This window comes from Ruegeria sp. CDSC021, assembly GCF_059610845.1.
In genome coordinates this window covers 30,835-42,835 of record NZ_JBXWOK010000009.1, presented here as the reverse complement: position 1 = coordinate 42,835, position 12,001 = coordinate 30,835, and the positions used below count along the sequence as shown (strand labels likewise).

Sequence of the window (12,001 nt, the reverse complement as noted above, 5' to 3'; positions counted from 1 at the left end):
TCGCGGTGTCTATACCTTGCCTCTTGTAAGGGGAAGCCTTAGACACCCCGCAGACAGCTGAAATGGACTCGCGATCAATGTTCGACACGATGACAGTTACCAAGGCCGCAGCAGGCCTGTTTGGCACCTTCCTGGTGCTGCTTCTGGCCAAATGGGCCGCAGAAGAGCTTTACCACGCCGATGCCCATGGCGAGACGGCTTCGTACATCATCGAAACCGAAAGCGCAGGCGAAAGCGCCAACGGTGAAGAGGTAGTATTTGAAGAGCTGCTGGCCGCCGCCGACGTTGAAAAAGGCGCCAAAGTTTTCCGCAAGTGTACCGCGTGTCACAAGCTGGAAGACGGTGCAAACGGCACAGGCCCCTATCTGTATGGTGTCGTTGACCGCCCTGTCGCAACGGCCAGCGGTTTTACCGGCTATTCGGCACCGATGCAGGCCCATGGCGGCAACTGGACACCCGAAGCACTGGATGCCTTCCTGACCAAGCCAAGCAGCTATATCTCGGGCACATCCATGAGTTTTGCTGGCCTGAAAAAACCGCAGGACCGTGCCGATCTGATTGCCTATCTGCAGACAATCGGCAACTGATGCCACACCGGCACATCTGAAATTCAAAGCCGCTGCCCCGTGCAGCGGCTTTTTTTGTATGAAGAAACCTTCACAATGCGCTCACGCATTCTAAACTTGAATCAGTCAACGCTGGACCTTTAGCTTCGTTCAGGCGCAAGACTATAAGAAGTGACGCAACAGGGGATGAGCCAAATGGAATCCAACCGACAGATTGTTCAGGCACGTGCATTGGATTTCAGAGGTTGGTTGACCATACCGATAACCGGCTTTTTGCTGCTTGCGCTCATGACCTCTCAACTGTTTGCCGAAGAGACCATCATCAAAAGACACGGATTCTCGGAATTTGGCGATTTGAAATACCCTGAAGGGTTTGCCCATTTCGACTACGTAAATCCTGATGCGCCGCGCGGCGGAGAGTTATCTTATGCAGCGCAAGGGACATTTGACAGTTTCAACCCCTATACGCGGCAGGGACGCGCGGGTGCGCGTTCTGCGGATCAGTATGAATCCCTGATGGTCGCGTCCTATGATGAAACGGCCACTTACTACGGTCTGCTGGCAGAAAGCCTTGAATACCCGGAAAGCCAGGATTGGGTCATCTTCAACATGCGACCTGAGGCGCGGTTTTCCGATGGAAGCCCGGTGACTGCCGAAGATGTTGTGTTTTCGCATAATCTGCTGCTGGAACAGGGGTTAAAATCCTATGCCGACGCCGTCCGCGAGATGATTCCGCGTGCCGAAGCGCTGGATGATCATCGGGTTAAATTCTACTTCGCACCGGATATCCCGCGCCGTGGCCTAATAAGTCAGGTTGCCGGGACATCTGTGTTTTCCAAGGCCTGGTTTGAGGCAGACCCTGAAAACCGGCGGCTCGACAAATCCCGGCTTGAGCCCGGTATCGGATCCGGACCTTATGTTTTGGACAGCTATGACATCAACCGGCGCATCGTCTACAAGCGCAACCCGGACTATTGGGGCGACCACGTTAATGTGAATATTGGCCGCAACAACTATGACTCCATCCGGATCGAATATTTCGCGGACTCGATTGCTGCGATGGAGGGGTTCAAAGCGGGCACGTTCACACTGCGCCAGGAAAACAACTCGAAAAGCTGGGCAACGGCCTATGATTTTCCTGCCATAGCAAACGGAACAGTGGTTCGGGTAGAGCTGGAAGACGGGGATGTCCCCAACGCTTCGGGCTTTGTCATGAACCTGGACCGGCCGCAATTTCAGGATCCCAAGGTGCGCGAAGCCGTCCAGTTAGGGTTCAACTTCGAATGGACGAATGAAAGCTTGCAATATGGCCTGTTTCAGCAGCGCGACTCATTCTGGCAGGGAACTCACCTAGAGGCGACGGGGCTGCCCGAGGGGCGTGAACTGGAGGTTCTGCAAAGCCTGGGCGATGCGCTGGACCCTGCGGTACTGACCGACCAACCGGTCGTTGCCCATGAATCCCGCGCCGAGCGTCAGAATGATCGTCGCAATCTGCGCGCCGCGATGAAGCTGCTGGATGAGGCCGGTTGGCAGGTGGGCGAAGACGGTATCCGCCGCAATCAAAACGGTGAAGTACTAGCCATAGAATTTCTGTCAGACCAGCCGACTCTTGATCGTATAATCCAGCCATTTGTCGCTAACCTGAGGACGATGGGTATCGATGCGACCTACAATCGTGTGGACAATGCGCAATTCACCCTGCGCCGCCGTGACCGGGATTTCGACATGATTTTCGGCGGGTACCCAAGTTCGCTGCAACCTTCGACGGGACTGTACCAGCAATTCGGAACCGAGGCGGCATCGTATTCCGTATTCAACCCGTCCGGTGCGCACGGCCCGGATATTGAGCCACTGATCGACAACATCGTGGCAGCAACCAACAGCGAAGAGTTGTTTGCCAATGTCCGCGCCCTGGACCGTGTTCTGCGGGCTAAGCGGATCATGGTGCCCACTTGGTATTTGGGCAAATACTGGGTTGCCTATTGGGACATGTATGATTACCCGGAAAACCTGCCGCCTTATTCATTGGGTGTCGAAGACCTGTGGTGGATCAACGCCGAGCAGGAAGCCCAGTTGAAATCCTCCGGCGCCTTGAGGTAATCCGCCCAAATGGGAGCATATATTCTAAGACGCCTGCTGCTGGTCATTCCCACACTGCTGGGAATCATGATCGTCAACTTCACCCTTGTGCAGTTTGTGCCAGGCGGCCCGATTGAACAGATCATCGCCCAGATGGAGGGTGGTGGAGATGTATTTGAAGGTATCGCTGGCGGTGGCGGCGATATCGAACAGCAGACCGGCGGCACAAATGATCGTTATATCGGCGGGCGTGGCCTGCCGCCTGAATTCATCGAAGAACTGGAAAAAGAATTCGGGTTCGACAAACCGCCCTTGGAACGGTTTCTGAATATGATGGGTAATTACCTGACTTTGGATTTTGGCGAGAGCTATTTCCGGTCGATCAGTGTGACCGATCTGGTACTGGAAAAGATGCCGGTGTCTATTTCGCTGGGGCTTTGGTCGACGCTGATTGCCTATCTGGTGTCGATCCCTCTGGGTATTCGCAAGGCGATCAGGGACGGATCAAGCTTTGACACCTGGACCAGTGGCGCCATCATCGTGGCCTATGCCATCCCGGGATTTCTGTTCGCCATTTTGCTGCTGGTGCTATTTGCCGGTGGGTCCTATTGGCAGATCTTTCCGTTGCGGGGGCTTACCTCGGACAACTGGGACAGCCTGAGTGTATTTGGCAAGATTGCCGATTACTTCTGGCATATCGCGTTGCCGATCCTGGCGCTGACCATATCGGCCTTCGCAACGCTCACCTTGCTGACCAAAAACTCGTTTCTGGACGAGATCAAAAAGCAATATGTCATGACCGCACGCGCCAAGGGCCTGAGCGAAAGCCGGGTGCTGTATGGCCACGTATTCCGCAATGCGATGCTGATCGTAATCGCGGGTTTTCCGGCCGTCTTCATCGGTGTGTTTTTCGGAGGGTCAATCATCATCGAAACCATCTTTTCGCTGGATGGATTGGGCCGGTTGGGCTTCGAGGCCGCCGTGGCGCGGGATTACCCGGTTATTTTCGGGACCCTGTTCATCTTTGGCCTGATGGGTTTGGTGGTCGGCATCATCAGTGATCTGATGTATGTGTTGGTTGATCCGCGCATCGACTTTGAAAAGCGGGAGGGGTAAATGGCGCTTTCCCCCCTGAATCAGCGCCGGTGGCGCAACTTCCGCCGGAATGGCCGGGCGTTCTGGTCGCTGATCATCTTCTCGATCCTGTTCGGCCTGTCGCTATTTGCTGAATTTATCGCAAATGACAAACCGATCCTCGTGAAATACCGCGGTGAGCTTTATACGCCGATCTTCAATTTCTACCCAGAGACCGAGTTTGGCGGTGATTTCCAAACCGAAGCAATCTATCGCGACCCCGAAGTGCGTTGTCTGATAGACAGTGGCGGTTTGGATCAGTGCTTTGACGATCCTGACGGCATTATCGAACAGATCGAGGCCGGATCCTTTGCCGCCGACGGGTTCGAGCGCGGCTGGGCCATCTGGCCGCTGATCCCATACTCTTTCAAAACCAGCGTTGATCGGCCGGGCGCAGCCCCACTGCCGCCCAATGGTCAGAACCTGCTTGGCACCGATGACACCAAGCGCGATGTGCTTGCACGGGTGATCTATGGGTTCCGTCTGTCCATTCTGTTCACGCTGATGGTCACAGGTGTTGCCAGCCTGATCGGTATCTTCGCAGGTGCCATTCAGGGCTTTTTTGGCGGCTGGCTGGATTTGATCTTTCAACGGATCATCGAGATTTGGTCGGCCACCCCATCGCTTTATGTGATCATCATCATGTTCGCTATTCTAGGGCGCAGTTTCTGGTTGCTGGTGTTGCTCATGATCCTGTTCAGCTGGACCGGATTGGTTGGCGTTGTCCGAGCAGAGTTCCTACGGGCGCGAAACCTTGAATATGTCCGGGCGGCGCGGGCGTTGGGCGTCAGCAACAGGACGATCATGTTCCGCCACATGCTGCCCAATGCAATGGTCGCCACGCTGACCTTCATGCCCTTCATCGTCACCGGAACGATTGGCGGGCTTGCATCGCTGGATTTTCTGGGCTTCGGCCTGCCGTCCTCGGCTCCGTCACTTGGCGAGCTGACCTTGCAGGCAAAACAGAACTTGCAGGCCCCTTGGCTGGCCTTTACCGCCTTTTTCACCTTTGCCATCATGCTGTCGCTTCTGGTCTTCATTTTCGAAGGCGTCCGCGATGCGTTTGATCCCAGAAAGACCTTCTCATGAGCCTGCTGGATGTAGACAACCTCAAGGTTTCGTTCCGGCAGGACGGGCAGGTCAGTGCGGCGGTCAAGGGCGTGTCCTTCACGGTGGATCGTGGGGAAACCGTGGCTTTGGTAGGGGAATCCGGGTCCGGAAAATCTGTGACCGCCTTGTCGACCGTCTCGCTGTTGGGAGACAGCGCGATTGTCGAAGGTTCGGTGAAATATGACGGGCAAGAGATGATCGGGACGTCCGAGCAACATCTGATGGATGTGCGCGGCAACGACATCAGCTTCATCTTTCAAGAACCGATGACATCGTTGAACCCGTTGCACACGATCCAGAAGCAGATGGCAGAATCGCTGGCACTGCATCAGGGGGTGGTGGGCGACGCGGCCCGTGATCGGATTGTCGAGTTGCTGACGAAGGTTGGCATCCGGGACCCGAAGGATCGGTTGGACAGCTATCCGCACCAACTTTCGGGCGGACAGCGGCAGCGCGTCATGATCGCCATGGCGCTGGCCAATAAGCCGGACATTCTGATCGCAGATGAACCGACCACGGCGCTGGACGTGACCATACAGGCACAGATACTCGAGTTGCTGGCAGACCTGCAGAAAGCCGAAAACATGGGGATGCTGTTCATCACCCATGACCTTGGCATCGTGCGCCGGATCGCCGATCGAGTTTGCGTCATGAAGGACGGAGAGATTGTCGAAGCCGGTGCAACCGCGGACATCTTCGAGAACCCTCAGCATCCCTATACCCGGAAATTGCTGGCGGCCGAACCGTCGGGCCAACCCGATCCGGTCGCCGCGGATGCAGAAGAGGTCGCCCGCACCGATCACCTGAAAGTCTGGTTCCCGATCCAGCGCGGCTTTCTCAAGCGAACTGTCGGCCATGTTAAGGCGGTGAATGACGCCAGCCTCAGCGTGCGCGCCGGCGAAACCGTGGGGATCGTGGGCGAAAGCGGGTCGGGCAAGACCACGTTGGCGCTGGCCATCATGCGGCTGATCGCGTCCGAGGGTGGTATCACCTTTCGCGACCAGGATGTGCGCCGTTGGTCCACACGCGAATTGCGCCGTTTGCGCAAGGATATGCAGATTGTGTTTCAGGACCCGTTTGGCAGCCTGAGCCCGCGCATGACCTGTATGCAAATCATCGCCGAGGGTCTGGCAATCCACAAGGTTGATCCACACCGCTCCCCGCGTGATCTGGTGGCGGATGTGATGACCGAAGTGGGGTTGGACCCGGCGTCGATGGACCGGTATCCGCACGAGTTCTCGGGCGGGCAGCGGCAGCGTATCGCCATCGCACGGGCGATGGTGCTCCGTCCCAAACTTCTGGTGCTGGATGAGCCGACAAGCGCGCTGGACATGACGGTTCAGGTGCAGATCGTAGACTTGCTGCGAGATCTGCAGCGGAAATACGGGTTGGCATATCTGTTCATCAGCCATGACCTAAAAGTGGTCCGGGCGATGTCACATAATGTCATCGTTATGCGGAACGGTGACGTGATTGAAATGGGCGCTGCCGAAGACCTGTTCGAAAACGCGCAGACAGATTACACCCGCGAATTGATTGCGGCAGCGGGCTGAAGCCCGCTCGCCGTGTTTTTCACGCGTTTGCGGTTTCCCGCGTTGCCGCTTTCGGTATCGGGCCGCGCAGTTCTTCATAGTGATCAAAGCTTAACTTTACCCAACCGGTGCCGCGCGTGGCGCTGGCCAGGGTGCGATGCAACTCATCCTCGGCCACGGCAGGAAGTTGGGCATTGAAAATCTCCCAGCCCGAAGCGTTGGGGTTGCCTTCGAATCCCAGCACTTGACCCTGTAAGGAACTGATCGTGGGGACAAGATCACCGACGAAATCGGATGGCAAGTGAATCTCTGCGTTCAGAATGGGTTGCAGGACCACCGGTTTGGCCTGAGGCAGCGCCTCGCGTACGGCGTTCTTGCCTGCGGTGCGGAAAGCATAATCGGAACTGTCCACATTGTGGTGTTTGCCGTCACTCAGCGTGATTTTGACATCAACAACAGGGAAGCCCTCAGGCCCCTGCTCCAGCGCGTCCTTGGCCCCGTGTTCAACTGAGGGAATATAGTTGCGCGGCACCGAACCGCCTTTCACGATCTCTTCGAACTGAAACCCTGATCCGCGCGGCATGGGCGTGACCGAGATCACGACATCTGCAAACTGACCCGCACCACCGGATTGCTTGCGGTGACGGTGGCGGTGTTCGATGGGCGCACGGATGGTTTCGCGATAGGCGGTCTCGATCGGGTCGGCCACGATTTCGATCCCGAAATCTTCGGCCAGTTTGGCGGTGATCCGGCGCATGTGCTGCGGGCCTTGAGAGCCCAGCACCGCATGGCCGCTCAGCTCATCCTGCTCCAGATGGAGACCGGGGTCGATCTCGACCAGACGGGTCAGAGCGTTCGACAGGCGCACGTCATCTCGCTCATGCGCGGGTGATACGATCTGACGTTGGGCGACTGGATGTGATGATGCCCATTCCGGCAACGGAGATTCGGATTTGCTGTCGTAAACATTGCCGGGGATCAGGTGATCGGATTTCACGGCCAGCCCGATCTGACCTGCCTCCAGCCCGGAAATCTGGGTCTTGGCGTCAAGTGTCGTCAGATTGCCGACTGTCTCACCTCCCAAAGCTTCATGCGCACGCACGCCATCTCCCAGGCCACGAAGGACGATGATCTTGCCGATATGTTTCTTCACGTCCGCGAATCCCGCAATGGCGCGGGCAGTCTCGGTGGCCTCATCGCGGTTGGCGGCAATGTTGAACTCAGGGGCTTCGTGCCGCAGGGCTTTCATCAGGCGGGTCAGGCCATTGCCATGGCTGGCCGCGCCCAGACAGGCGGGGATCAACTGGTGGTTCTGCAAAACCTGCGCGGCCAGATCGTAGATCTCGGCACTTGCGGGCTGTTTGTCTTCGATCAGCTGCTCCAACAGGTGATCGTCAAAATCCGACAGCGTCTCTAGCAGCTCGGTGCGGGCTTCTTGTTCGCGGTCCTCGACCGAGAGCGGCAGTTCGATCAGGGCCGAGGGCTGGCCTTCCTGATATTTCCAAGCCCGCTCCGAGATCAGATCGACCGCGCCGACTATTGTCTCGCCGTCGCGAATAGGGACCTGACGTAGGGCGATGTGGTGGGTGCAGTAGGTCTGTAGCGCGGCGATGATATCCCGGATACGGCCATTTGGGGCGTCCATCCGATTGATGAACAGGAAACAGGGAATGCCCGCCTCTTCAACCAGCCGCAGATAGGGCGCGCACAAGACAGCCGCGTCTGGGTCCGGCGGGACAACCACAACCGCCGCATCCGAAATCGCCATGGCTGGTCCGACATAACCCAGATTGTCGCTGCCCCCGTCCACGTCGATCGCGCACCAGGGCTCGTCCAAGTAAGAAAAACCGTGCAAGTGCACGGTTCCGGAGACATCGAATGTGGTGGGTCGGTTGTCGAGACGGCTTATGGCCTCGACCAGGGTTGTCTTGCCAGATTGGCTGGGGCCGAGGACGGTGAATACGCGCATGAGTGATGTCCCTCTTTTCAGGTTGCAGTAATACCTGCACGAAAAGGGCCGACCCACACGGCTGCGTGGGCGAGGACTGACTGCGAATTCACCTGCCTCAGGGTTCGGATCGTTCCGCCCAAGTGTGAAGACAACCAGAGGCTCGCGTCAAGCCCCTGTACTGGTATCTAAGCGGCGGGCCGCACAACCGGGCCCACCTGTAAGCGATCAGATCGCCGAGCTGTGGCCTGCCTTGCTCAGGTCATAGGCGTCAAAGCTGCGGGCAATCATTCGGGTCAGCGGCCGGGCCTCGGGTGGAATGAACAGGCCATCCTTGGTGACGTGTAGCAGATTGTTGAAGTCGGCATTGGCCTTCTGGAACATCTCGTTCAGCTCTTGGGCGGATATGTTGTGGTCACGCAGAATCTCAGCCGAATTGATCTGAAAATCACACATCAGCGCTTCGATCAGACGTGCGCGCAAAATGTCCTGCCCTTTGAACAAATGCCCGCGCGAGGTCGAAAAGCGCCCCTCGCGGATGGCTTTCGTATAGGCCGATGTTGCCGGTGCGTTCTGGGCGTAGCCCTGAGGAAACCGCGAGATCGAGCTTGCGCCCACACCGATCAGCACCTCGGCTTGATCATCCGTATAACCCTGAAAGTTCCGTTTCAGTCGCCCGGTCCTGAGCGCATGTGTCAGACCATCATCCTGCGTGGCAAAGTGGTCAATTCCGATCTCGGCGTAATCATCCCAGAGGAACAGTCGACGCGCCGTCTCGAACAGCTCCAGACGTTGCTCGGGCGTGGGCAATGCGTCCGAAGGAATCAACTGTTGCCGCTTGGCCATCCACGGCACGTGGGCGTATCCGTACAGCGCAACGCGGTCGGGGTTCAGTGACAGCAGTTTCTGTACGCTTTCAGTCATCCTTGATTTGGTCTGATGCGGCAGACCGTACAGGATATCTGCGTTCAGACTGGTAATGCCGCGGGCACGGATCATGTCCACAGCTGCGCGCGTGGTGTCATAGCTTTGGACGCGACCGATAGTTTTCTGAATCTCATCGTCGAAATCCTGCACGCCGATCGAGGCACGGTTCATGCCCGCTTCGGCCAGCGCGTCCAGTCGGGCTTGGTCAATCTCGTTCGGGTCGATTTCGACCGAGAATTCAGCACCCGGGCCCAGCGGGATAACATCCAGAATGCGTGTGGCCAGATCTCGCATCAGATCGGGATTCAACAGCGTTGGTGTGCCGCCGCCCCAGTGCAGACGCGAGAGGGTGACGCCTTGAGGCAGGCGCGCGGCCAGCAGATCAAGCTCGGCCTTGAGGACGTCGACATAGGCGATGACCGGGTTGTCAGTTTGCGTCCCCTGTGTTCGGCAGGCACAAAACCAACACAGCCTGCGGCAGAAGGGCACGTGTATGTACAACGAGACGGAGCTGCCGGGTTTAATGCCGGTAATCCAGTCTTCGTAAAGGTTTACCCCCACATCATTGTTGAAGTGAGGGGCTGTTGGATAGCTTGTGTAGCGCGGTACTTTCGCGTCAAATAGTCCAAGCTTTGCAAGTTGTGGTTTAACTATCATGGCGATACCGTTAGAGGACGGCACGCCTAGCAACCTTGATAGAGATCAAGTGGGAACGCGCATGACACAGATTTTCAAAATCGATCATACAAACTGTGAAGATTGTCCAATCCGCCACAGAGCAGTCTGTGCACATTGCGATGTTCATGAGCTGGAGCTTCTTGAAGGTATTAAATATTATCGCAGCTTCGAGGCTGGGCAGACAATCATCTGGTCCGGTGATCAGATGAATTTCGTGGGCTCGGTCGTGTCGGGGATCGCTTCTTTGACTCAGACCATGGAAGATGGGCGCACGCAGATGGTTGGCCTTTTGCTGCCCAGCGATTTCGTCGGTCGTCCAGGTCGAGATTCAGCGCCTTACGACGTCGTGGCAACGACTGACATTGTCATGTGCTGTTTCCGTAAGAAGCCGTTCGAAGAACTGATGGGTGCGACTCCGCATATCGCGCATCGTTTGCTTCAGATGACATTGGATGAGCTGGACGCTGCCCGTGAATGGATGCTGGTGCTGGGACGCAAGACTGCGCGCGAAAAAATCGCAAGCCTGTTGTCCATCATCGCGCGCCGGGATGCGTCGATTGGGCAGAACGGGAGTTCCAGCCCAATCGTTTTTGATCTTCCGCTGACGCGCGAGGCGATGGCAGACTACCTTGGCCTTACACTGGAAACTGTCAGCCGTCAGATATCCGCCTTGAAGAAAGACGAGATCATCTTGCTAGAAGGAAAGCGCCGTGTATCTGTTCCGGATATGGGCCGGTTGATGGAAGAGGCAGGCGACGATTCCGATGGCGGATATCTGGTGTGATTCACATACGGCGTGACCCGTTGTCTTAACCGTGGTTTAGTGGGACCAGTGAAACTGCGTCAGGAGTAAGTCATGGGATTCAGCAGCCTTTTGGCCATGCTGCTTATTGGTGCCATCGCGGGATGGTTGTCCGGAAAGATCATGGAAGGTCGGGGATTCGGCCTGATTGGCAACATCATCGTCGGCGTAGTTGGCGCATTTCTGGCGGGGGTGATTTTCCCGGCCCTTGGCTTTGCCGTTGGCGGCGGTCTGGTCTCGTCCATTATTTTCGCCACCATCGGGGCGATCATTCTGCTTTTCCTGATCGGCCTTGTGAAACGCGGGTAAAAGCCGCCCGCTGGGCGGCTCTGCCGTTTCAATGTGCCATGAACACCGGAACAGTCGATTGTTCCAGCATATTGCGTGTCGCGCCGCCCAGGATGGCTTCTCGGAATCGGGAATGCCCATAGGCGCCCATGACGATCATATCTGTTTCGGTATCCGTCGCATGGCGGTTCAGGATGTCCGATACACGCGACATTGTTTTGCTGAGCACGTCGATTTCGCACTTAACTCCGTGGCGTGACAGCATCTGGGACAACAACCCACCGGGGTCCGAGCGATCCGGCCCATGCGTTGGTGGGTCGATCACCACGATCCGCACCTGATCGGCCTCGATCAGGAAGGGTAGGGCGCAGCGAATGGCGCGCATGGCCTCGACGCTTTCGTTCCAGCCGACCAAGACAGTACCGGGCTTGTCAAAAGGCGTCGTGTTTTCGGGTATGACCAGAACCGGAGCGTGACCTTCGAACATGGCTGCCTCGACGATAGGCTCTGCTTCGACGCTGCGGTCTTTTCCGTAAGGTTGCGGCAGAATAACAAGGTCCGAGAACCGCGCCCGATGGGCAACGTGGCGACCAATATCGGCAATCTGGGCCACGCCGCTTTCTGCAGACCAGCGTACGCCGGAACTGTTCAGATAGGTCTCTGCATAGTGCAGGGTGTCCTCCGCCTCTGCTTTGGCGCGGGACAGGGTCTCCTGCAGAATCAGCGCGTTGGCGCCAGCATAGTAATAACCGGTCTGACTGCGATCGACCCCCAGGCACAGGGCTTCGGCATGCGCATCCTGGGCTGTGGCCAGGGCTGCCATTTGTGCCAGCGCCAGGGCCGATTGTTCCGTTTCCGTTAGAACTGTGAGAAGGGATTTATACGCCATCTTGACCTCTTGCCTCCAGGGCCGTTCCGTCCGCGACATTCCGGCCAA

Annotated in this window: 10 protein-coding genes; 7 read left to right on the top strand and 3 right to left on the bottom strand. The window is 57.1% G+C overall.

Features of this window, described 5'->3' with window-relative positions; all coding sequences use genetic code 11:
- Positions 1-77: 77 nt before the first annotated feature.
- The 5 genes from AC2FGB_RS14135 to AC2FGB_RS14115 all read left to right on the top strand — a co-directional run bounded on the left by AC2FGB_RS14135 (position 78) and on the right by AC2FGB_RS14115 (position 6,442).
- Positions 78-587 (top strand): c-type cytochrome, encoded by a 510-nt coding sequence (locus AC2FGB_RS14135; RefSeq protein WP_142637256.1) that lies wholly within the window; start codon positions 78-80, stop codon positions 585-587.
- 174 nt (positions 588-761) lie between these two features.
- Positions 762-2,666, top strand: coding sequence for an extracellular solute-binding protein (locus tag AC2FGB_RS14130; RefSeq protein WP_496694142.1), 1,905 nt, complete (start codon positions 762-764; stop codon positions 2,664-2,666).
- A gap of 9 nt (positions 2,667-2,675) precedes the next feature.
- Complete coding sequence (locus tag AC2FGB_RS14125) at positions 2,676-3,761, top strand: microcin C ABC transporter permease YejB (RefSeq protein WP_142636962.1); 1,086 nt, start codon at positions 2,676-2,678, stop codon at positions 3,759-3,761.
- A complete protein-coding gene (locus AC2FGB_RS14120) occupies positions 3,762-4,868 on the top strand; it encodes an ABC transporter permease (protein WP_142636960.1) in 1,107 nt (368 codons plus the stop codon).
- Positions 4,865-6,442: an ABC transporter ATP-binding protein gene (locus AC2FGB_RS14115; RefSeq protein ID WP_496694141.1), complete on the top strand. Its 1,578-nt coding sequence runs from the start codon at positions 4,865-4,867 to the stop codon at positions 6,440-6,442. The genes AC2FGB_RS14120 and AC2FGB_RS14115 overlap by 4 nt, the downstream gene beginning before the upstream one ends.
- A gap of 19 nt (positions 6,443-6,461) precedes the next feature.
- Here AC2FGB_RS14115 and AC2FGB_RS14110 read toward each other — a convergent pair whose 3' ends face one another.
- Both AC2FGB_RS14110 and hemN read right to left on the bottom strand, forming a co-directional pair.
- A complete protein-coding gene (locus AC2FGB_RS14110; RefSeq protein ID WP_271949797.1) occupies positions 6,462-8,390 on the bottom strand; it encodes an elongation factor G in 1,929 nt (642 codons plus the stop codon).
- A 207-nt stretch (positions 8,391-8,597) separates the two neighbouring features.
- Positions 8,598-9,953, bottom strand: a complete 1,356-nt coding sequence (gene hemN / locus AC2FGB_RS14105; RefSeq protein WP_281995392.1) for an oxygen-independent coproporphyrinogen III oxidase — start codon at positions 9,951-9,953, stop codon at positions 8,598-8,600.
- A 61-nt stretch (positions 9,954-10,014) separates the two neighbouring features.
- Here hemN and fnrL point away from each other — a divergent pair, with 61 nt between their 5' ends.
- Positions 10,015-10,758, top strand: a complete 744-nt coding sequence (gene fnrL, locus AC2FGB_RS14100; protein ID WP_281973102.1) for a transcriptional regulator FnrL — start codon at positions 10,015-10,017, stop codon at positions 10,756-10,758.
- Positions 10,759-10,830: 72 nt separating this feature from the next.
- Positions 10,831-11,085, top strand: coding sequence for a GlsB/YeaQ/YmgE family stress response membrane protein (locus AC2FGB_RS14095; protein ID WP_271949803.1), 255 nt, complete (start codon positions 10,831-10,833; stop codon positions 11,083-11,085).
- A 28-nt stretch (positions 11,086-11,113) separates the two neighbouring features.
- Here the strand turns inward: AC2FGB_RS14095 and AC2FGB_RS14090 are convergent, their stop codons facing one another.
- The gene (locus AC2FGB_RS14090; RefSeq protein ID WP_496694140.1) at positions 11,114-11,953 is read right to left on the bottom strand and encodes a universal stress protein; all 840 of its coding nucleotides are present in this window, start codon (positions 11,951-11,953) and stop codon (positions 11,114-11,116) included.
- Positions 11,954-12,001 lie beyond the last annotated feature (48 nt).